Below are 22009 nucleotides of genomic sequence, written 5' to 3'. Positions count from 1 at the left end.
TTATAAGTAAAAAAACATAATCTTAGGCATAATATGTAAAAGAAGATATGGCATATTACTGAAAGGATTGATGTTAATGAATAGATTAGATGTTACTGTAGAAGACTTGAAAGAAGCTGTCCTTGAAAATATTAAGAATCAATTTAGAAAAACCATTGATCAAGCGTCAAAAGAACAGATATTTGCAGCTCTAGCCTTTGCAGTAAGAGATATTATTATAGACCAATGGATTGAAACCCATAAAACGTATGATGAAAAAGACCCTAAGACCGTATATTATCTATCCATGGAGTTTCTAATGGGAAGAGCACTTGGAAATAACATAATCAATATGAAAGTAGATGATGTTGTAAAAAAAGTGTGTGACGAGTTAGAGCTTGACCTCAATGTCATAGAAGATATGGAGCCTGATCCAGGATTAGGAAATGGAGGTCTTGGAAGATTGGCTGCCTGCTTTTTGGATTCTTTATCTACCTTGGAATATCCCGCTTATGGTTGTGGTATTCGTTATCGTTATGGAATATTCGAACAGAAAATAATAGATGGATATCAAGTTGAAAGACCAGATGAATGGCTGAAAAATGGAAATCCATTTGAAGTTAGAAGAGATGAATATGGTGTAGAAGTCAAATTCCTTGGAAGTGTAAGAGTATTAAAAACAGCTAATGGAAGAGATAAATTCGTACAAGAAAATTATCAATCAGTAAAAGCCATACCTTATGACATACCCATAGTTGGTTATGACAATAATACAGTCAATACCTTAAGATTGTGGGATGCAGAAGCTATCGTAGGTTTCGACCTAGAATCTTTTGACAGAGGCGAATACCACAAGGCAGTAGAACAACAGAATCTAGCCAAATCAATTGTTGAAGTGTTATATCCTAATGACAACCATTATATGGGTAAAGAACTTAGATTGAAACAACAGTACTTCTTTATTTCAGCCACAGTTCAACAAGTCATCAATAAATTCAAACAAAAACATAACGATATAAGAGAGTTGCCAGATAAAATAGCATTTCATATAAATGATACACACCCATCTCTAACTATACCTGAATTAATGCGAGTCTTGTTGGATGAAGAAGAGTTGGAATGGGAAGAAGCTTGGGATATTACAACAAAAACTTGTGCGTATACTAATCATACAATTATGAGTGAAGCCCTTGAAAAATGGCCTATAGAACTATTAAGCAGATTATTACCTAGGATATATATGATAATTGAAGAAATCAACAGGAGATTCTGCTTAAGACTTGTGGATGAATATCACCTAAGCAAGGAACGTATTCACAATATGTCAATAATCATGGATGGACAGATAAAAATGGCTTGGATGTGTATCGTTGGAAGTCACTCTGTCAATGGTGTTGCCATGCTTCATACAAAAATATTGAAAAACGAAGAGCTAAAAGATTTCTATGAAATCTATCCAGATAAATTCAATAATAAAACCAATGGTATCACCCAAAGAAGATTTTTACTAGAAGCAAATCCAAAACTAGCAGATTTTGTTACAGGTCTAATAGGTGATAAATGGATAACTAATTTATCACATATCAAAAACTTGGAAAAATATGTTGACAGTGAACAAGAACAAAAAGAATTCATGAAGATAAAATATGAAAATAAATTACGCCTAGCTGAATATATAAAAGAACATAATAATATTGAGATAGACCCTAGGTCCATATTTGATGTACAGATTAAGAGGTTGCATGAATATAAAAGACAGTTGATGAATATTCTACACGTAATGCATCTGTACAATAAACTATTGGAAAATCCAGATCTTGATATGATACCTAGAACCTTTATATTTGGAGCAAAAGCAGCACCTGGATACACAAGAGCAAAACTAATAATAAAACTTATAAATAATGTAGCGGATGTTATTAATAATGACATAAATATAAAAAATAAGATTAAAGTAGTTTTTATAGAGAATTATAATGTTTCTAATGCTGAAATAATCATTGCTGCAGCAGATGTAAGTGAACAGATATCCACAGCTAGTAAGGAAGCCTCAGGAACTGGAAATATGAAGCTTATGCTTAATGGGGCTGTAACTCTAGGAACTATGGATGGAGCAAATATAGAGATAGTAGAAGAAGTAGGCAGAGATAATTGCTTCATATTTGGATTATCCTCAGAAGAAGTCATTAAGCTTCAACATGATGATTCCTATAATCCTTGGGATCTATATAATAATAATGCTGACATAAGGAAAGTTGTTACTCAACTGATTAATGGGTTCTATGCACCTGATGACCCTGATTTGTTCAGAGAAATCTATGATTCCCTCCTTAATGGAGATGGAGGCAGACCTGATCCATATTTCATACTAAAAGATTTTGATAGCTACAAAGAAGCCCATAAAAAAATTGATATCGCTTATGCCAATCAAAGACAGTGGGCTAAGATGGTAATGCTTAATACAGCTAACAGCGGTAAATTTTCATCGGACAGAACTATAGAACAATATGCTAAGGAAATATGGAATCTTGAAAAAACTACTGTTGTTATGGAGACTAATTAATTTGAATATACCCTCATAATAATATAATAATTAGCATATAAATGTTATTGAGATAAATCAATGAAAAGTAAAAAAGGGCTAAGCTTTATACAAGATATTGTAATAAGTGTTGATTACAATATCTTGTATAGTAATTATCAGCATACTATTTTTTATGGAAATCTCATGATAGTACTTAATATCTTCATTCTAAATAAGTATATACATGTTGAAAGTTGGGACAAGGGGAATATAGACGCTTTGGAAGGAAAGGTTTAAGATGAGGGAGAAAATAATATCAATACTATTAATAATCCTTATAATTTGTTTTATTCCAATATTTATTACTACCATAATTAAAGGGATACCAAGGGAGAAACAAAATGTAGAGATTAAAGAGAGTGTAAAAGTTCTAGTGAAAGAAAAACAGGAAAGTATGAATTTGAACGATTACCTTATAGGTGTAGTTGCAGCAGAAATGCCAGTAAACTTTTATGAAGAAGCTCTAAAAGCTCAAGCAGTTGCCGCTAGAACATTTACTCTAAAAAAAATGCAAAATGATTCAAATCATATATTCAGTAAGAAAGAACAGGCTTATCTGACTAAGGAAGATATGGAATCAAGCTGGGGAACAGAAAATTTTGCTAAGAATTATAATAAAATAAGAAATGCTGTTGTTAATACAAATAATGAAGTTATTGTTTATAAAGGAGATTTAATTGAAGCTGTATTCCATTCAACAAGTGCAGGAATGACTCAATCTGCAAAAGATGTATGGGGCGAAGAAATCCCATATTTAGTTAGTGTAGACAGCCTGGAAGATATTAATTCACCTGAATACTTACATAAGAAGACTTTTACTCAACAAGATTTTATTGAGAAGATCAAAGAACATATAAATGATTTTCAGACATATACTGATGAAATAATTAATGAAATCCAGATTGTAAGTAGAACCAAAGAAGGATATGTTGCTCAGATTCAAATAGGAAATAAAATATTAGATGGTGAAGTTGTCAGAAGTTATTTGGGGCTGGAATCCAGTAATTTCACTATTGATAAGGTGGATGGAAATATTGAAGTATCCTGTAAGGGGTATGGGCATGGAGTTGGTATGAGTCAATATGGAGCTGATTCATTGGCACAGAAAGGATATACTTATAAAGAGATATTAGAACATTACTATACAGATACAGCAGTAAGTGTGATCTCACGTTAATACATATAGACTAATTATTGATTAAATATATCTTATACCTATAAAGGGCTGATTCAAGAGCTTTTTCACGGTTTAAGATATATTTTTTTTTGTATGAATATAATATCCAATCTCTGGTAATAATATAGTTGTAACAAAAGTAAAGAAATCTTTTCTAGTAGTACTAACATTTTTTAATAGAAATAAGAGGTGATTTGGATGAAATTAAAAAATATAATTGCATACATAAAAAGAAAGCAATTCTATTTTGCTTTGTTTACATGTTGTGTAACACTCTTTTTAATTGCAATTTTAGTATGGGTTAGACCTAAAGAAGAAGAACAAGAGATTGCTAATCTAAATAGTGATGTGGTTAGTAATGAATCTACAGATGAGTTAACAGCTAATCTTGTAGAAAATGATGAAACAGATAATGAGGAACTAGAACCAAATGAAGACTTTACAGAAAATGATTACGAGGAAAATGATACTGTAGAAGCTATTAATCCTATTACAATAAATACCGAAGAGGTTGTTGGTGAAGGAGATTATGGTGATCCAGATACTTATGAGGAACATCTTGCACCAGAACTTATAGCACAAGAAAAACCAGTAATGGTGGAAATAGCACCAGTAGTTAAACCTAATATAAGTTATAACGCTGATAAAGAAAAGATGATATGGCCTGTTGAAGGTGATATATTGATACCTTTTAGTATGGATACACCAGTTTATTTCAAAACTCTTGACCAATATAAGATTAATCCAGCATTATTTATAGCCGCAAATGTTGGAAATGATGTCAAGGTTGCAGCTGAGGGAGTAGTTGAAACTATAAAACACGAACCTGAGTCAGGAATGACAGTAACAATCTATCATGGAAACGGATATAAAACAACTTATGGACAACTTAATAAAGAGTTATCAGTAAAAGAAGGAGATATTGTTAAAAAAGGTCAGGTACTTGGTCAAATAGATAAACCTTCGAAATATCATGTATTGTTAGCTTCACATTTATACTTTAAAGTAACCAACAATGAAAAACCAATAGATCCTACAAAATTAATTAAATAATATTAATCTAGCCTCCTGAAAAGGAAATAATTATGGAGCTGTTTCATATGATATACGTATCTTCCGAAATGAACGTTAAAATATGTGACAGTTCTTTAATTATGTTATTAATAGAAATTTCCCACCTTTAATTAAGCCTGCCTGCATAGTATGTTTAAGATAAGGAAAGTTTAGCATTAATCTTGTTAATCCAATAAACTATGTTATAATTGTACATATCAAAATTCAAAAAGCACGAATAGAAAGGATACTCAATGAAAAAACGAAGCTTATTACTTGTAGTTTTCATATCAATTGTACTTGTTGGATGCAGTAATACCATCAATCAAAAGAATCAAAATATATCAGATGAAACTTTTTTACTTGGTACACTTGTAAAAGTTACTATATATGATGAAAATGCTGATAAAGAAGATTTTGAGGGTATATTCAAGGTTGTTTCTGATATAGAAAGTAAAGTGAGCAGGAATATATCTACAAGTGAAATTAGTAAAATAAACAGTAATGAAATAGATGAAATGAAGTTGTCAGAAGACACATTTAATATAATAAAAAAAGGACTATACTACTCAAAATTATCAGAAGGAAGATTTGATATAACTATAGCTCCTCTAGTAAGCCTTTGGGGAATTGACACAGAAGATGCCAGAGTACCCGATCAAAAAGAGATCAATGATGTACTCAAGAAAGTTAATTATAAAAATCTATTTCTAGATGAAGATAATAGGACATTACATATAAAAAATGATACCCAGATTGACTTAGGTGGAATTGCAAAAGGTTATATAGCAGATAAAGTATCAAAATACCTAAAACAAAACAAAATGGAACATGCAATCATCAATCTAGGAGGTAACATATTAACTGTAGGCAATAAGCCTAATGGTGATTCCTGGAAAATAGGAATCAGGAACCCCTTTAATACAAGAGGACGAGAATTAGGAGTTGCAGCAATAGGACAAAAATCTTTGGTTACCTCTGGTATATATGAAAGATACTTAGAAGAGGATGGAGTAAAGTATCACCATATTTTAGACCCATATACTGGATATCCAGTTGAAAATGATTTGGCTGGTGTTACAATCATATCAGATTATTCTGTAGATGGAGACGGTTTATCAACTGTTGTTTTCTCTATGGGATTAGAAGAAGGATATAAATTTGTAGAAGATATGGAAAATATAGATGCTATATTTGTTACTAGAGAGAAAGAAGTATATGTAACCTCACAAGCCGAGAAGATATTCCAGCTCACAGATACCAATTTCAAGTTAAAAGATTTTACAAATGGAATAGACAAAAACTGAATGAGCAACAACAACAGGTTTTTGTAGAGGAAAGTTGAATTAATAGCAAAAAAATATGTATATTTTCAAACAAAATCCCATATATTTAACTAAGCAATGATTCGAGGGGGATTTCGTTTTGAAGCAATATATAGAGGAAAGGGCTATTGAGGTGGCAAATTATATTATTACTTCAAATGCTACTGTAAGACAAACTGCCAAAAAATTTGGTATCAGTAAGTCAACGGTACATAAGGATGTTACAGAAAGACTTAGTAAGATAAATCCAGGGTTAGCTTTAGAAGCTAGAAAGGTCCTTGACATTAATAAATCTGAAAGACATATTAGAGGTGGTTTAGCTACAAGGGCGAAATATGTTAACATGTCTCATACAAATACGAGACCTACACTTTATTAAAACCGAGTAATCCTCGGTTTTTTTGTTTTTTATCGATAAAATATAAGCTGTTTTAAATTTTTTTTACCTTAAACTAATAGAATGTAAAAAAAATGCCGATATTAATAAAAATTTAATAAATTTCCCCTTTGAAATTTCGTAGTATTTGTATATAATATTATATATGGAAATACTAGTTAATAACGGTTTAAATTAATGCTTAATAAGACATAATATATTGAAATAATTCTCGAATAATATAAATTCTAAGTATAAAAATCTAAAAAAATATAAATAATTAAACTACGGAAGGGGATTGACAAATGTTTGGAACAGATATTGGAATTGATTTAGGAACTGCAAATGTACTCGTATATACTAAAGGCAAAGGTGTTGTATTAAGAGAGCCATCAGTTGTTGCAATAGATAGAGATACTAACAAAATATTAGCGGTAGGTAGTGAAGCTAGAAGAATGCTTGGTAGAACACCAGGTAATATTGTAGCTATAAGACCTCTTAGACAAGGCGTTATTTCAGATTATACAGTAACAGAAAAGATGATAAAATATTTTATTTCAAAATCTTTAGGTAAAAGAATAAGAAAACCAAGAATCACAGTTTGTGTACCTAGCGGTGTAACAGAAGTAGAGAAGAGAGCTGTTGAAGATGCAACTTATCAAGCTGGAGCAAGAAAAGTTGAGATCATTGAGGAGCCTATAGCAGCTGCTATTGGAGCAGGAATTGATATAAGCAAAGCTTGTGGAAGCATGGTTGTAGATATAGGTGGAGGAACATCTGACATAGCAGTAATATCATTGGGAGGTACTGTTGTTAGTACTTCCATTAAAGTTGCTGGCGATAATTTTGACGAAGCCATAGTTAGATATATGAGAAAGAAACACAATCTATTAATAGGTGAGAGGACAGCAGAAGAAATAAAAGTTAAAATAGGGACAGCCTATAAAAGACCAGAAGTATTGACTATGGATGTTAGAGGAAGAAATCTCATAACAGGTTTACCAAAAACAATAACCGTTTCATCTGTAGAAACAGAAGAAGCACTTAAAGAAGCCACTTCCAATATAGTAGAAGCAGTTCATAGTGTACTTGAAAAAACACCACCAGAGTTGTCAGCAGATATTTCTGATAGAGGTATCGTCTTAACTGGAGGCGGAAGTTTATTACAAGGACTTGACCAATTAATAGAAAATAAAACAGGTATTAATGTAATAACAGCAGATGATGCTATTACTTGTGTAGCAATAGGAACAGGAAAATACGTAGAATATCAGGCAAATCAGAAAAACTAAAGGTTAGGTGAAAGCATGGTAAGAGGTTTATATACTGCTTCAAATGGAATGATAGCACAACAGGAAAAAATGGATATTATCTCCAATAACTTGGCGAATGTGAATACAACAGGATTTAAAAAAGACGGTGTGGTTATTGAATCTTTTGATAGTGTGTTGACGCAAAAGGTTAATGATACCAGTGTGCCAGGTAATGAAACCATTGGTAAAATGACACTTGGATGTCGAGTAGGACGAGTTTATACAGATAACTCACAAGGTGGGGCAACACCAACTAATGACCCTTACAATGTTGCTATACTAGGGGCAGGTATGTTGAATATCGGTATAGAAGATGCTGATGGAAATTTACAAACCAAATATACTAGAGATGGTTCCTTCACTATTTCAACGGATGGAACACTTATGACTAAAGAGGGAAACTATGTTTTAGGACAAAATGGTAAAATAGTCTTACCTAGTGGTAGTAATAACGTTAGAATATCAGAAAATGGTACTATTTTTTACAATGATAAAGAGATAGATAAGCTTTTATTAACAGACTTCGAAAACCCTGAATCCCTTAGAAAAACAGGGGATAACCTCTATAAAAGAACAGAAGAAACGAAAGAAAGTTCCTTTGGAGGAAAAATCCTTCAAGGATATTTGGAAAGTTCTAATGTTAATACTGTTAAAGAAATGGTCGATATGATTAGTGTAATGCGAACTTATGAAGCTAATCAAAAAGTTATACAGACCCAAGATGAGACATTAAAGAAAGCAGTAAATGAAGTAGGAAGATTGTAGAGTGGGGAATAGTATTTAAAGATATTTTAGCAATTCGAAAGGAATGAATGTAGTATGATGAGATCACTGTATACAGCAGCATCTGGTATGAAGACTCAACAGATGAATGTTGATACTATATCTAATAATCTTGCTAATGTTAATACCACAGGATATAAAAAGGAAAGACTAGAATTCAAATCATTATTATATGAATCAATGGCAAAAGCTGGAAATGATGGACAAGGTAACGGAAAGCCAGTAAATTTACAAGTAGGACATGGTGTTAAACCTGTTGGTACAGTTAGAAGTTATACTATAGGTACAATTCAAAAAACTGATAATCCATTGGACCTGGCAATTACAGGAGATGGTTTTTTCGTAGTGAAAGACCAATCTGATGAACAAGTATATACCAAAGACGGGAGTTTCAAGATTGCATTAGTTGATGACAGACAGATGCTTATAACATCTGAAGGATATCAAGTACAAGATGTCAATGATGAACCTATATATTTTGATTCTAATATTGATATTAAAAAAGTTAATATTAGTTCTGATGGTTCATTCAGTTATGTAACTAATAACAATGAAGTAATTGCTATGGATACTAAGATAAAAGTAGTTCAGTTCAGAAACGTTAACGGACTGGAAGCTTTGGGTAATAACCTCTTAAGAGCTACATCCTCTTCTGGAGATCCTATCTCAGAACAAGATGATGAAGACTTAATTAAAAGTCAGATTGTACAGGGTTCGTTGGAAGGCTCTAATGTACAAGTGGTTGAAGAGATGGTTAATCTGATTGTTGCTCAAAGAGCATATGAAGTAAGCTCAAAAGCTATACAGACTTCCGATGATATGCTATCTCAAGCAAATAATCTTAAGAGATAGAGTGAAAGGATAATGACTTATGGATATATCAAGTATTAATGGTAATACTTATAATAATATGTTGTTACAAAAAAAAGAGAAAATTGAAAGTAAATCTTTTGAGGCTACATTGAATGAAGCTGTAAAAAAAGAAGACGACAAACAATTAAAAGAGGCTTGTAAAGAATTCGAACAATATTTTGTAAATCAGTTGTTCAAAGAGATGAGAAATACAGTTCATAGTGGCGGTCTAATACCAAAATCTCAAGGGGAAAAACTTTTTGAAGATATGTTATATGATGAGTATTCAAAAGAAATTTCTGAAGGAAGCGGAATTGGAATTTCTGATATGATGTATAAGCAGTTATCTAAATCATTAAAGTAAAAATTAAGAGGCTGTCTCATAACACATTTTTATGGCTATATTCTTTTAATGTAGATGTAAAATGTATTTTGAGACAGCCCCTTTTTTATCCAATTCCCATAAAAGGTGATTGAATGTTTATAGTAAGATTCATTATAATAATAAATCTAATATTGAACTTATATTCTTACAATGACCCAGTAATCTATAAAGATGAGAATATAACCCTTAATAATAGAACACAGCAAATCCATACTCTTGAGGTGGACTTAGAAGAACCTGGTGTATCAATAACCAATGCATTATCTTTCGGTAAGATCTATGGATTCGAGAAAACCAGTGTCATGGTAAAGGATAATGGTGCTATAGCAGGTGTTAATGGTATGTTCTACACAATGTATGGTCATCATATTGGTCTGCTGGTAAAAGATAAGAAAATTGTTAGTAAAGCTAATAATTATACCCCTGTCGTAGCTTTTCTAGAATCAGGTGAGACATTTATTGGTGACATCAATACAGAAGTAAAAATCAAGAGAAAAGATGATAATAATAATATAATTGTAAGTACAATGAATGATGGGGCTAATGATGAAACATGGGTATTATACTCAGATATCTATGGAAACTCCAATCGTATAACTAGAAAAAGTATCAATTATGTTATAGAGGATAATAGAGTAATTGATAAAGTGATTACAACTGAACCTGTAGACATCCCTAGAAATGGTTATGTTCTTAGTAGAGTAACAGAAGATACTGATAAATATGATTTGTTGAAAGTTAATGAAATAGTTGAAATAGATACCGTCTACACTCCTGATATAGGACCTGTGAAAGAAGCTTTTCAATCTGGAGGATGGCTGGTAAAAGATTCTGTAAATGTTGCAAAAGATTATGAACCTCTTATGGGTAATACTAGAATACCTAATCCAAGGACAATATTGGGTATAACTAAGGATAATAAATTGATTATAAAAGTTATAGATGGAAGACAACCGAATCATAGTTATGGAGTGACTGGTAAAGACTGTGCAGATTTAATGTTAAAAGAAGGTTGCATTAATGCTGTATATCTAGATGGTGGTGCATCAAGTACTATGGTATATGAAAACAAGGTAGTCAATAGTCCATCAAACAAGGAAGAGCGTAAAGTAGCTCATAGTATAGTGGTTAAGTATGAAACTAATATCATTAGCAGAATATTTTCTAAGATAAGAAATTTTGCTCGTAATTTTATGAAATAAATTGTTAAAATATTATTGCATTTAAATATTTTATATGCTAAGATAAACGTAGAATTTTTATACTAAAACTTAATAAAAAAATTGATACTTATCAAGAGTTAGGGTAGAGAGTTAGCTCAGTGACCCTACGCCAGCCTGCTTAACGAGTAAGGTGGTTCTGCTAACGTCGATGAGGCTTAATATAGTTATAAACCTTCTTGACGATAGAAGGTTTTATTTTATTATAAGGAAATTTTCCTTGAAATCTTTTACAAGAAATAGTGAATGTAGTTACCTTTTCACAGAGTTAGTTATGAAAAAGGTATTAATAGTAAAAGTTGGTAATAATATAATTATATAAGTTTTAATTACACTTAATAAGTATCTAAGTATCATACTTAGCCCTTTCTACATAACAGGTTACATGCTTTAATAGTGAAATGTTTAAGATTTTATAATTAGGAGTATAAACAATAATCAGGAGGTTATATATGGTACCATTCAAAATACCTTTATCCATTATTGAACTAATGATTGTTTCGGCAACACCTCTTATAGAGCAAAGAGGTGCAGTTCCTTTAGCAGCATTAAGTGAGTATGGAGTAGGGCAGGCATATTTTTGGACATTACTTGGGGCTATCATCCCGGCTCCATTCATACTTTTTCTGATACCACATGTATTAGAATTATTGAAGAAAATAAAATTTTTAAGTAAATTAGCATACTGGTATGAAAATAGAGCATTGGAAAAAAGTAAAAAGGTGAAAGATAATTATAAGTATGTTAGTATTTTCCTGTTTGTTGCAATACCTTTACCTGGTACAGGAGTTTGGACCGGTTCCACAATTGCATCTTTATTAGGATTAGACTTCAAGAAATCATTGATATCAGTTATCTTAGGAGCAGCAACGGCTGGGATATTTATGATTATCATATCATATGGTATAAAAATTCTAGTAGGATAGACTAGATTTTTGAGCGCGGAAGAAAAAAGTATTGTGTGAAGAAACGAAAGGAGAAAAATTATGAGAAAATTATTTACTTCTGAGTCTGTAACAGAGGGACATCCAGATAAGATGTGTGATCAGATATCTGATACTGTTTTAGATTCAATTTTAGCAAAAGACCCTAACGCAAGAGTTGCTTGTGAAACAGCAGTAACTACAGGATTAGTACTTGTAATGGGAGAGATAACTACTAATTGTTATGTTGATATTCCAAAATTAGTTAGAGAAACTATTAGAGGAATTGGTTATGACAGAGCGAAATATGGCTTTGACTGTGATACTTGTTCCGTACTTACTTCTTTGGACGAACAATCAACAGATATAGCTATGGGTGTTGACGAAGCTCTAGAATCAAAAGAAGGTAAAATGTCAGAAGAGGAATTAGAAGCTACTGGTGCAGGTGACCAAGGTATGATGTTCGGTTTTGCTTGTGATGAAACTGAAGAATTAATGCCAATGCCTATTTCTTTGGCTCATCGTTTAACAAGAAGATTGACAGAAGTTAGAAAGAACAAGACATTGAAATATCTTAGACCAGATGGTAAAGCTCAAGTAACTGTAGAATATGTAGACGACAAACCAGTTAGAGTTGATACAGTAGTCGTATCTACTCAACATGATTGTGATGTACAGCTTGAAACAATCAAAAAAGATATAATAGAACATGTTATCAAACCAGTTATTTCAGAAGATTTATTGGATGATGAAACCAAGTATCTAATCAATCCAACTGGAAGATTCGTAATAGGTGGACCACAAGGAGATTCTGGACTTACAGGTAGAAAGATTATAGTTGATACTTATGGTGGATACGCTAGTCATGGCGGTGGAGCTTTCTCAGGAAAAGATCCAACAAAAGTTGACCGTTCTGCAGCTTATGCAGCTAGATATGTTGCTAAGAACATTGTTGCAGCAGGTATAGCTTCTAAGTGTGAAGTTGTATTGGCATATGCAATTGGTGTTGCAAAACCAGTATCTGTCTTAGTGAATACATATAATACAGGTAAAATAGCTGATGATAAGATAACTGATTTAATCAATGAACACTTTGACTTAAGACCAGCAGCGATTATTCGTGATCTTGACTTAAGAAGACCAATATACAAACAAACTGCTGCATATGGTCACTTTGGAAGAACTGACATAGACCTTCCATGGGAAAAAACAGACAAAGCAGAAGAATTAAAAAATGCAGTAAAAGCATAATGTAGAATTGATTTCATAATATTTGAATATAAAATAACATATTATTGTATAGTTATTGACATAATTCTATTTGAGTGATACAATATAAGAAATAATAACTTTAAAGTTATTGGTGTGTTACTGTAAATAGCAGGCATAAACCATTTATTGGTTTGTGCCTTTTTTGATGTAAAATAAAAGCTTGAGGTGATTAAATGTTGATGAAGAGTTTTATTATAAGGGCTGAAACAGGATTACATGCAAGGCCAGCAACATTATTTATCAATAAATCAAAAGAATTCAGTTCAGAGATTAAAGTAATAAAGAATAAGAAAGAAGCTGATGGGAAGAAATTTCTACAAGTTTTATCTTTAGGTGTATTAAAGGATGATTTGATTTATCTTAAGATTAATGGCAATGATGAAAAAGAAGCAATGAGTGCATTAGAGAAATTAATAATAAATAACTTCGCAGTCTAAGGAGAAAAACTATGAAAGAGTTATTTGGAATTAATGTATCAGCAGGTTACGGTATAGGATCAGTATATTGCTATAATCCAGCTGAATATATAATAACTGAAAGAAAGATTGTTGATACAACTAATGAAAAAGCCAAACTAGAAAAAGCTTTAATACTTAGTATAGAACAATTACGAAAATTACATTTAGACAATGCTCATGATATTGGTGATACAGCTGATATCATTGAAGCTCATATTACAATGATAGAGGACCCTGATCTAAAAGATAGCATAGTCGAGAAAATTGAAAAGGGTTATAATGTAGAGTGGGCAGTAGATAAAACAATCAAAGAGTATGTAGACATATTCAATAATATGAACAACGAATATTTCAAGGAAAGATCTCTGGATATAGAGGATATAGGTAAAAGGATTATAAATAACATAATCGGGAAAACTGATAAACCTCTAAGTAAACTAAAAGAGAAAGTTATACTTGTTACTAAAGAGCTTACCCCATCAGATACTTTATCCATGGATAAAGATAAGATATTAGGTATAGTTACAGAAACGGGAGGAAAAACCTCTCATACTGCAATACTAGCTAGAACTCTTGGGATACCTGCAGTTACTGGAATAGATACTATTACTGAATTAGTCAACAATCAAGAAAATATAATTATTGATGGAACTGAAGGTAAGATTATATTAGAACCAGTAGAGTTTCAGATAAATACATATAAACAGAGGATTGAAAAAAGAAGGATTCAATTGGAAGAAGAAAAATCTTTTATTGGATGCAAGACTAAAACAAGAGATGGCTATAATTGTAAAATTTATTGTAATATGGGTTCTCCAGAAGATGTACAACAAGTATTGAATAATGATGGTGAGGGTATAGGACTATTCAGAACAGAATTCTTATATATGAATAGACAGACGCCTCCTACAGAAGAAGAACAATATAACATTTATAGTAATGTAGGCAAAAAGCTAAAAGGTAAAGAAGTGATAATTCGTACATTGGATGTAGGCGGAGATAAAAAAATAGAATACATAAATATTGAGGATGAACTAAATCCTTTTCTTGGTAATAGAGCCATTAGATATTGCTTACAGGAAGAGAAGCTGCTATTGACTCAATTAAGAGCTATACTCAGAGCTTCAAAAGAGTGTAATATAAAGATTATGTTTCCCATGATAACTGCATTTGAAGAAATTATAGAAGCTAAAAAGCTATTAGAGAAAGCTAAGAAAAAACTGATAGAAGAGGAAAAAAGTTTCAATAAGAATATTAAGGTAGGAATCATGATAGAAACCCCAGCAGCTGTATTTAATTCTGCTGAATTTGCTAAAGAAGTAGATTTTTTCAGTATTGGAACTAATGATTTAACCCAGTATACTTGTGCGGTAGATAGAATGAATACAAAAGTCAGCTATTTATATTCTCCATATAATCCAGCGGTTATAAAAAGTATAAAAATGGTTGTTGAGAATGCTCATGGGGAAGGTATTGAAGTTTCAATATGCGGTGAAACAGCATCAGAAGAATTATTATTACCATTATGGATAAGTTTAGGAATTGATGAATTAAGTGTTATACCTAGGAATGTTCTCGGTATCCGTAAACATATTAATAGTATTAGTAGGAATGAAACTTTAATCAATGAAGCAATAAAATGTAAAAGTGGAGATGAGATGATAAAATTTCTAAAGAATAAAAGTGTAATCTGATTGGAGGAGGCAGTTTTGAGTGGGGAAAATGCTTATCATATCATTAAAGTACTAAATAATAATGTTGTTCTAGCCAAAAAAGTTAGTAATAAGCAAGAGATGATCCTTATAGGGAAAGGAATAGGTTTTGGCAAAAAAGCTGATATAGTTACTACAATATACGAAAATAAAATACAAAAGAAATATAGTAACTCAGAAGGAGTGCTCAAGGAAGAATATATTCAGCTAGTAAATGCAATAGATAGAAAAGTAATAGGAGTAGTTGAAGAAATAATACTTCTAGCAGAAAAAGAGATGGGGCATTTGGATGAACATATTCATATAGCTCTTGTAGATCACGTTGGATTTGCACTGGAACGACTAAAACAAGGTATGGTTTTTTCTAATCCATTCCTAGATGAAATAAAAACAATGTACAAAGATGAATATAATCTAGCATTAAGAGGAAAATCATTATTATATAAGCGCCTAGGCGTAATGATACCTGACGATGAAGTAGGATACATAGCACTGCATCTACATTCAGGAAGGCAACGGAAAAATATTAAGAATACTATCAAAGACACTAGATTATTAAAAAATATACTTGAATTGATAGAAGATGAAATAGGATATGATATAGATAAGAATCTAACTATGTATACTAGATTGGTGACCCATCTAAAACAAAGTATCACTCGTGTGGAAAAGAAAAAAGAGATAGTGAACCCGTTGTTGGATGATATAGTCACCAAACTTGATGTAGCCTATAGAATAGCCGAAAAAGTTGCTGTTATAATTGAAAATGAGAAAGGGATAAAGGTATCAAAAGACGAGAAAGGATTTTTAGCACTACATATTGAAAGATTAAGAAATTGATGAGCGTGTTACTGGTAATGCAGGCATAAGCTTATGGATGGAAGATGGTATTTATTCAATATCATGTTCTAACTGTGAGTTTATGCTTTTTTAATTAATCCATAAAAAGTAAGGATAGCTAAATTCTATACTAAACTACTTTTTTATGAATTAATCTTAATATTATATTACAAAGATTAAAGGAGGAGTTTTTTATGAGTAACAAGGCTGAGGCAACAAAAAAACAAAAAAGTGCATTATTGCTTCCAGTAGGTGTTCTGCTAGTAGCCGGAATTTTATTGCTGATAGGTCAACCAGGTGCTTTGAACATCGCTTTTTTTGAAGAAATGGGAAAAACAGTATTTGCACATTTACCAATGATAGTTGCCATCATAGTAGCTATTGCACTGGCTGTTGATGATCATGGGACAGTTGTGTTATCAGCGGTATTAGGGTATTTTGTACTTAATAAAGGAGTTCAGACAATCAATGATGCCAGTAACATGGGGATAGTAGCAGGTATTATTGCAGGGATAGTAGCTGGTTTATTATACAACAAGTACAAAAATGCTCAATTACCTACATGGTTGGCTTTCTTTGGAGGAAAAAGATTTGTACCAATTGTAACAGCGTTCACATGTATAATATTAGCACTTATATTTGGTTATGCATGGGTACCACTTAAAGGATTATTCTAAAATTATATTAAAATAAGGAGGATTCATAATGCAAGTATTCAGTAAGTTACAAAAATTAGGTACAGCTTTAATGCTTCCAATAGCAGTATTACCAGCAGCTGGTATTCTATTACGTATTGGTCAGCCAGATGTTCTTAACATTCCATTTATTAGTAATGCTGGAGATGCTGTGTTTAGTAATTTAGCTTTATTATTTGCCATAGGTGTAGCTATTGGCTTATCAAAAGATAAAAGTAGTATAGCTGCTTTTTCTGGCTCCATAGCTTATTTTATGGTAATAGCTGGAATTAATGCAATAGTTCCTGGTACTGATATCGGTGTATTGGGCGGTATAGTAACAGGTGGAGTTACTGCATTTATATATAACAAATTAAAAGATAACAAGTTCGGAAAATCGGTAGTACCTTTTGTTACATCTATAGCTTCTATTCCTTTGTCATTACTATTTTGTGTAGTATGGCCATTTATTGCTAAAGGATTAGATATGTTTGGTAATTTTGTTATTCAGTCAGGAGCTGTTGGAGCAGGGGTATATGGTTTCCTTAACCGATTATTGATACCTACAGGCTTACATCATATCCTCAACAATATATTCTGGATGAACTTTGGTGAATTCACTAATGCTGCAGGTGAAATAGTAAGAGGAGATTATGCTAGATATCTTGCTGGAGACCCAAGTGCTGGAATATACATGGCTGGATTCTATCCTATAATGATGTTTGCTCTTCCAGCGGCAGGTCTTGCTATGTATACATGTGCTAAAAAAGCAAATAAAGCTTTGGTTGGTTCAATGATATTCTCTCTTGCATTTACATCATTTTTAACAGGTGTAACTGAACCATTAGAATTCAGTTTCATATTCTTAGCACCAGTACTCTACGTTATACATGCAGTTCTAGCAGGTTTATCATTAATTGTATGTAATATACTGGGCATACTGCATGGATTCATATTCTCGGCAGGTTTCATAGATTATGCTCTGTACTTCAAATTAGCAACCAAGCCGTTATTGCTTCTACCAATAGGGTTATGTTTTGGAGTTGTGTATTATTTTGTTTTCGTATTCGCAATCAAAAAACTTAATCTACCTACACCAGGTCGTTTAGATGAACAAGGTGGTAATATTGATGCTCTTATTTCAGATCTTGGTATGGCAGGAATAGCAGCGGAGTTTGTAATGGCACTTGGTGGTAAACAAAATATCAAGGCAGTAGATGCTTGTATTACAAGACTTCGTTTGACTTTAAATGATTCATCAATAGTTGATGATGATGAATTGAAGAAGTTAGGAGCTTCAGGAGTCCTTAGACCTAATAATAAAAATATGCAGGTTATTGTAGGACCAAAAGCGGAATTAGTAGTTGATGAAATGAAGAAGATTGTATAGAACCCCATTAATCAGTTTTATGTTATAATAACAATAATCCTAGGAGGAAATGATGTTTAAATTATTTAAGAAACAAAAAGAGACCCTAATATATAGTCCAGCTAGAGGCAAAGTCGTAGAACTTGATAAAGTACCAGATGAAGTTTTTGCTTCTAGGATGATTGGAGATGGTATTGCTGTTTTACCAGAGGATGGTATTATAAAAGCACCTTGTGATGGTAAGATAATTCAGATTTTCCCAACAAATCATGCTATAGGAATTAGTTCTGAAGAGGGTTTGGAGATTCTTATACATATGGGAATAGATACTGTGGAGTTAAAAGGTGAGGGTTATGAGAGATTAATAGAGGAAGAACAGGTTGTAAAGAAAGGTGATCCGTTAATAAAGATGGATTTAGAGTTAATCAAAGAGAAGGGCAAGGCGGTAATAACGCCGATTATAATTACCAATATGGAAAAGGTTAAGGGCTTTTCTCTTTGTAATGTAGATGAGTTTATTGAAGATGGTGTTATAATGAAAATCAAATTAAAGTAGGGATTTATGTGATTATACAAGAAGCTGTACTTAGATATAATTTCCATGCGAGGCCATGTGCTTATTTTGTTAATCAGACGTCAAAATTTGAAGCTAATATCACTATAGTCAGGGGTAATAGAAGTGGGAATGGTAAAAGTGTTATTAGTGTTATGATGTTGGAGTTGGCTGAAGGAGATAAAGTTAAAATTGTTATTGATGGAAATGATGAAGAGGAAGCCATGAAAAAAGTAGTTTATTTGATAGAGAACTCTCTTGAAAAGGACTGGTAGAGATGCTGGTTCTTTTTTTTTGTGGGAGACAACGTGACTGTATGGGAACCAACTATAGTGATAATCACTCTCGTTACATTTGTTGCTTTATCTGATTTAAGAGGTTGCAACAAGCTGTAAAAGTCGTTCTTATCACTATAGATGGTTAATTTTTTTGTGTGGGGCTCTTGAGTTTGGGATACCAAGGGTTAAGAGAGTTGTATATAGATAGTATTTGCCTTCACAGGAATAACCCAATGTGAAGAGTGGTAATAGCCATGATTTTTGGTAATATAGAAGAAAAAGGGTTTTGTGAAGATACCTCGTAATATCAAGCAAAATAGTATATGTATATGTGGAGTAGTGAGGCAGGACGCCGAACCCAGCTTTTAATCTGACAGCCTACTGGACTGTCAGAAATAATAATGGGACTCGATGTCCATTGTTATTTGTTGAGCTCAGGACGAGCAATTTTGCTGGCGTAACATATACATATACTATTTTGCAAAAACCAAGTTAGAACAAAACATTTTTTCTGACTGTCTTCATCAAAGAAAATCAGAAACACTATTAATTGTCTTTGCTATACATATATGATAAAATAATCTAAATGACGATACAAATATTAAAGGTGATTTCATGGAAACTCAGCAAGTTATTGAAGGAATAATTGAAGAGATTATATATAGAAATGAGAATAATGGATATTGTGTGTGTGAGATTAGTATGGAAGAAGAGGATATTACCTGTGTTGGGACAATGCTGGGGGTATCTGAAGGAGAGCAGATTAGAGCGGTTGGAGAATATGTTTCTCATCATACTTATGGTAGGCAATTCCAGATAGAAAGCTATCAAAGTTTTATACCACAGGATAGGCATTCTGTTTTAAGGTATCTGTCTTCGGGAGCGATTAAGGGGATTGGACCAGCTCTTGCCAAGAGGATTGTTAAGAAGTTTGGTGATGATTCTTTTAGGATTATAGAAGAGGAACCAGAGACTCTTGCTTTGGTAAAAGGTATAAGTGAGAAGAAAGCTAACGAAGTAGCTAATATTTTTTATGAGCAGAGAGAAATGAGAAAGACAATAATATTTTTACAAGAGTATGGTATTTCATTGACCTATGCAATAAAGATATATAATAGGTACAAAGAACGTACTATGGACATTGTTGGGAACAATCCTTACAAACTTGCTGAAGATATAATAGGAATAGGTTTTAAGACGGCTGATGAAATAGCAATGAAGATGGGAATTGATAAAGATTCAGTTCATAGGGTCAAGGCTGGAATTATGTTTATTCTGGGCAGAGCTTCTCTTAATGGACATACTTATCTACCTAAGAATGATTTGATAGATAAGGCAGAAGAAATGTTGTTGGTTCCTTATGAATTGATAGAGAATGCCTTAATTGAGTTACAGATCAATAAACAAATCATCAGTAAGGAAGTTGAAGATAGAGTTATTACCTATAATATGATGTTTTATCATTTGGAGTTGAATGTGGCTAGAAAGATATATGATCTAGCGCAATTTGATTATGATTTACCTGGCAATGTAGATAATGAGATTAAAGTTATTGAAGAAAATTCAGATATTGTTTTCGATGATTATCAAAGACAAGCTATAAAAGAAGGAATTAAGAATGGGGTTATAGTTGTGACTGGAGGTCCTGGAACAGGTAAGACAACAACTATTAATTCCATAATAGATTTATTAGAAAGACAAGGGTTAGATGTAATGTTAGCTGCACCTACAGGTAGGGCTGCCAAGAGAATGACGGAAGCTACAGGAAGGCAGGCGCAAACTATACATCGACTTTTGGAAATTTCTTTTATGAACAGTGAAGATAATAATAATAAATTTGAGAAACATGAGGATAATCCTTTAGAGTGTGATGCTTTGATTATTGATGAAGCGTCTATGGTTGATATTGTTTTGATGAATAGTTTATTGAAGGCGGTTATTCCAGGTACTAGACTTATCATTGTTGGTGATAAGGACCAATTACCATCGGTAGGACCAGGAAATGTATTAAAAGATATTATAGAGAGTAATAAAGTTAAGGTAGTAAAATTAGAGAAGATATTTCGTCAAGCTAGAGAAAGTGCAATTATTATGAATGCACATAAGATTAATTCAGGAGAACATATTGATCTAGCCAATAAGAAGAGTGATTTTTTCTACATAAAAAGGGCTACTGCAGGAAGTATCTTGGATGAGATGAAAACTCTGACTAAGACTAGATTACCCAAATTTGCTAATTGTTCACCTTTTGATGGGATTCAGATACTATCTCCTATGAGGAAAGGACTTCTTGGTACTATTAATCTCAACAAGGAATTACAAGCAACCTTGAATCCACCTAAAAAAGATAAGAATGAGAAAGTCTTCCGTGATGTTTTATTCAGGGAAGGCGATAAGGTCATGCAGATAAAAAACAATTATAACTTAGCATGGCAGATAAAAAATGAGTATAACTTTACTATTGATGAAGGTGTCGGTGTATTTAATGGTGACATTGGAACTATAATAGAGATTAATCAATATACCAATAAATTAAAGGTGAAGTTTGAAGATGATAAAGTGGTTGAATATGAATATGCTAATCTTGAAGAGTTGGAATTGGCTTATGCAGTTACGATTCATAAATCACAAGGAAGTGAATATCCAGTAGTTGTTATTCCTCTTTTGACTGGACCATCCATGCTTCTTATAAGGAATCTATTATATACTGCGGTTACTCGTGCTAAAAAGTATGTAGTAATTGTGGGACTAGATACTACTATATATCAGATGATTGATAATGATAAAGAGATTGAACGGTATTCTACACTTAGATTAAGAATACAAGAGATATTTGATACCATGAATGAAGTTGGTGTATAGATTATAAGATAGGTAGTTTTA

The 22009-nt window shown here is 32.3% G+C and carries 21 protein-coding genes; all 21 read left to right on the top strand.

What is annotated here, in order from left to right; all coding sequences use genetic code 11:
* The first annotated feature begins 76 nt into the window (after positions 1-76).
* The 21 genes from HYG85_RS08860 to recD2 all read left to right on the top strand — a co-directional run bounded on the left by HYG85_RS08860 (position 77) and on the right by recD2 (position 21988).
* Positions 77-2542 (top strand): glycogen/starch/alpha-glucan phosphorylase, encoded by a 2466-nt coding sequence (locus tag HYG85_RS08860; protein WP_212693153.1) that lies wholly within the window; start codon positions 77-79, stop codon positions 2540-2542.
* A 60-nt stretch (positions 2543-2602) separates the two neighbouring features.
* Positions 2603-2800: a hypothetical protein gene (locus HYG85_RS08855; protein WP_113672601.1), complete on the top strand. Its 198-nt coding sequence runs from the start codon at positions 2603-2605 to the stop codon at positions 2798-2800.
* A 1-nt stretch (position 2801) separates the two neighbouring features.
* On the top strand, positions 2802-3740 hold the full coding sequence (gene spoIID, locus HYG85_RS08850) for a stage II sporulation protein D (protein WP_212693152.1): 939 nt from the start codon (positions 2802-2804) through the stop codon (positions 3738-3740).
* 198 nt (positions 3741-3938) lie between these two features.
* Complete coding sequence (locus HYG85_RS08845; RefSeq protein ID WP_212693151.1) at positions 3939-4793, top strand: M23 family metallopeptidase; 855 nt, start codon at positions 3939-3941, stop codon at positions 4791-4793.
* A gap of 254 nt (positions 4794-5047) precedes the next feature.
* Positions 5048-6100, top strand: coding sequence for an FAD:protein FMN transferase (locus HYG85_RS08840; RefSeq protein ID WP_212693150.1), 1053 nt, complete (start codon positions 5048-5050; stop codon positions 6098-6100).
* Positions 6101-6218: 118 nt separating this feature from the next.
* A complete protein-coding gene (gene spoIIID, locus HYG85_RS08835; protein WP_212693149.1) occupies positions 6219-6497 on the top strand; it encodes a sporulation transcriptional regulator SpoIIID in 279 nt (92 codons plus the stop codon).
* A gap of 302 nt (positions 6498-6799) precedes the next feature.
* Entirely contained in the window at positions 6800-7786 is a 987-nt protein-coding gene (gene mreB, locus HYG85_RS08830; RefSeq protein WP_212693148.1) for a rod shape-determining protein, read from the top strand.
* 15 nt (positions 7787-7801) lie between these two features.
* The gene (locus tag HYG85_RS08825; RefSeq protein WP_113672595.1) at positions 7802-8572 is read left to right on the top strand and encodes a flagellar hook-basal body protein; all 771 of its coding nucleotides are present in this window, start codon (positions 7802-7804) and stop codon (positions 8570-8572) included.
* Positions 8573-8626: 54 nt separating this feature from the next.
* Positions 8627-9442 carry a flagellar basal-body rod protein FlgG gene (gene flgG / locus HYG85_RS08820; RefSeq protein ID WP_212693147.1) on the top strand — a complete coding sequence of 272 codons (816 nt, stop codon included), beginning with the start codon at positions 8627-8629 and terminating at the stop codon, positions 9440-9442.
* Positions 9443-9461: 19 nt separating this feature from the next.
* Entirely contained in the window at positions 9462-9806 is a 345-nt protein-coding gene (locus HYG85_RS08815; protein ID WP_113672593.1) for a rod-binding protein, read from the top strand.
* A gap of 113 nt (positions 9807-9919) precedes the next feature.
* Entirely contained in the window at positions 9920-11029 is a 1110-nt protein-coding gene (locus tag HYG85_RS08810) for a phosphodiester glycosidase family protein (RefSeq protein ID WP_212693146.1), read from the top strand.
* Positions 11030-11499: 470 nt separating this feature from the next.
* Positions 11500-11973 carry a COG2426 family protein gene (locus HYG85_RS08805; RefSeq protein ID WP_212693145.1) on the top strand — a complete coding sequence of 158 codons (474 nt, stop codon included), beginning with the start codon at positions 11500-11502 and terminating at the stop codon, positions 11971-11973.
* Positions 11974-12030: 57 nt separating this feature from the next.
* Positions 12031-13221: a methionine adenosyltransferase gene (gene metK, locus HYG85_RS08800; protein ID WP_212693726.1), complete on the top strand. Its 1191-nt coding sequence runs from the start codon at positions 12031-12033 to the stop codon at positions 13219-13221.
* 200 nt (positions 13222-13421) lie between these two features.
* Positions 13422-13679: an HPr family phosphocarrier protein gene (locus tag HYG85_RS08795; RefSeq protein WP_242986413.1), complete on the top strand. Its 258-nt coding sequence runs from the start codon at positions 13422-13424 to the stop codon at positions 13677-13679.
* A gap of 11 nt (positions 13680-13690) precedes the next feature.
* A complete protein-coding gene (gene ptsP, locus HYG85_RS08790) occupies positions 13691-15394 on the top strand; it encodes a phosphoenolpyruvate--protein phosphotransferase (RefSeq protein WP_212693144.1) in 1704 nt (567 codons plus the stop codon).
* A gap of 15 nt (positions 15395-15409) precedes the next feature.
* Positions 15410-16252, top strand: a complete 843-nt coding sequence (locus HYG85_RS08785; protein ID WP_212693143.1) for a PRD domain-containing protein — start codon at positions 15410-15412, stop codon at positions 16250-16252.
* 194 nt (positions 16253-16446) lie between these two features.
* The gene (locus HYG85_RS08780; protein WP_113672586.1) at positions 16447-16929 is read left to right on the top strand and encodes a PTS transporter subunit EIIC; all 483 of its coding nucleotides are present in this window, start codon (positions 16447-16449) and stop codon (positions 16927-16929) included.
* A 28-nt stretch (positions 16930-16957) separates the two neighbouring features.
* The gene (locus HYG85_RS08775; protein ID WP_212693142.1) at positions 16958-18316 is read left to right on the top strand and encodes a PTS transporter subunit EIIC; all 1359 of its coding nucleotides are present in this window, start codon (positions 16958-16960) and stop codon (positions 18314-18316) included.
* 52 nt (positions 18317-18368) lie between these two features.
* Positions 18369-18851, top strand: coding sequence for a PTS sugar transporter subunit IIA (locus HYG85_RS08770; protein ID WP_212693141.1), 483 nt, complete (start codon positions 18369-18371; stop codon positions 18849-18851).
* 8 nt (positions 18852-18859) lie between these two features.
* Positions 18860-19123 carry an HPr family phosphocarrier protein gene (locus HYG85_RS08765; RefSeq protein ID WP_212693140.1) on the top strand — a complete coding sequence of 88 codons (264 nt, stop codon included), beginning with the start codon at positions 18860-18862 and terminating at the stop codon, positions 19121-19123.
* Positions 19124-19741: 618 nt separating this feature from the next.
* Positions 19742-21988, top strand: a complete 2247-nt coding sequence (gene recD2 / locus HYG85_RS08760) for an SF1B family DNA helicase RecD2 (protein ID WP_212693139.1) — start codon at positions 19742-19744, stop codon at positions 21986-21988.
* The last annotated feature ends 21 nt before the right edge of the window (positions 21989-22009 follow it).

Source organism: Vallitalea guaymasensis, from assembly GCF_018141425.1.
GTDB classification, from domain to species: Bacteria; Bacillota; Clostridia; order Lachnospirales; family Vallitaleaceae; genus Vallitalea; species Vallitalea guaymasensis.
Note: the sequence above shows the minus strand (reverse complement) of the source record. Positions and strands in the feature narration are given on the sequence as shown.

Coding starts and splice junctions, on each gene's coding strand:
- HYG85_RS08860 (WP_212693153.1), top strand. CDS start 77: ATGAATAGATTAGATGTTACTGTAGAAGACTTGAAAGAAGCTGTCCTT.
- HYG85_RS08855 (WP_113672601.1), top strand. CDS start 2,603: ATGAAAAGTAAAAAAGGGCTAAGCTTTATACAAGATATTGTAATAAGT.
- spoIID (WP_212693152.1), top strand. CDS start 2,802: ATGAGGGAGAAAATAATATCAATACTATTAATAATCCTTATAATTTGT.
- HYG85_RS08845 (WP_212693151.1), top strand. CDS start 3,939: ATGAAATTAAAAAATATAATTGCATACATAAAAAGAAAGCAATTCTAT.
- HYG85_RS08840 (WP_212693150.1), top strand. CDS start 5,048: ATGAAAAAACGAAGCTTATTACTTGTAGTTTTCATATCAATTGTACTT.
- mreB (WP_212693148.1), top strand. CDS start 6,800: ATGTTTGGAACAGATATTGGAATTGATTTAGGAACTGCAAATGTACTC.
- HYG85_RS08825 (WP_113672595.1), top strand. CDS start 7,802: ATGGTAAGAGGTTTATATACTGCTTCAAATGGAATGATAGCACAACAG.
- flgG (WP_212693147.1), top strand. CDS start 8,627: ATGATGAGATCACTGTATACAGCAGCATCTGGTATGAAGACTCAACAG.
- HYG85_RS08815 (WP_113672593.1), top strand. CDS start 9,462: ATGGATATATCAAGTATTAATGGTAATACTTATAATAATATGTTGTTA.
- HYG85_RS08810 (WP_212693146.1), top strand. CDS start 9,920: ATGTTTATAGTAAGATTCATTATAATAATAAATCTAATATTGAACTTA.
- HYG85_RS08805 (WP_212693145.1), top strand. CDS start 11,500: ATGGTACCATTCAAAATACCTTTATCCATTATTGAACTAATGATTGTT.
- HYG85_RS08795 (WP_242986413.1), top strand. CDS start 13,422: ATGAAGAGTTTTATTATAAGGGCTGAAACAGGATTACATGCAAGGCCA.
- ptsP (WP_212693144.1), top strand. CDS start 13,691: ATGAAAGAGTTATTTGGAATTAATGTATCAGCAGGTTACGGTATAGGA.
- HYG85_RS08780 (WP_113672586.1), top strand. CDS start 16,447: ATGAGTAACAAGGCTGAGGCAACAAAAAAACAAAAAAGTGCATTATTG.
- HYG85_RS08775 (WP_212693142.1), top strand. CDS start 16,958: ATGCAAGTATTCAGTAAGTTACAAAAATTAGGTACAGCTTTAATGCTT.
- HYG85_RS08770 (WP_212693141.1), top strand. CDS start 18,369: ATGTTTAAATTATTTAAGAAACAAAAAGAGACCCTAATATATAGTCCA.
- recD2 (WP_212693139.1), top strand. CDS start 19,742: ATGGAAACTCAGCAAGTTATTGAAGGAATAATTGAAGAGATTATATAT.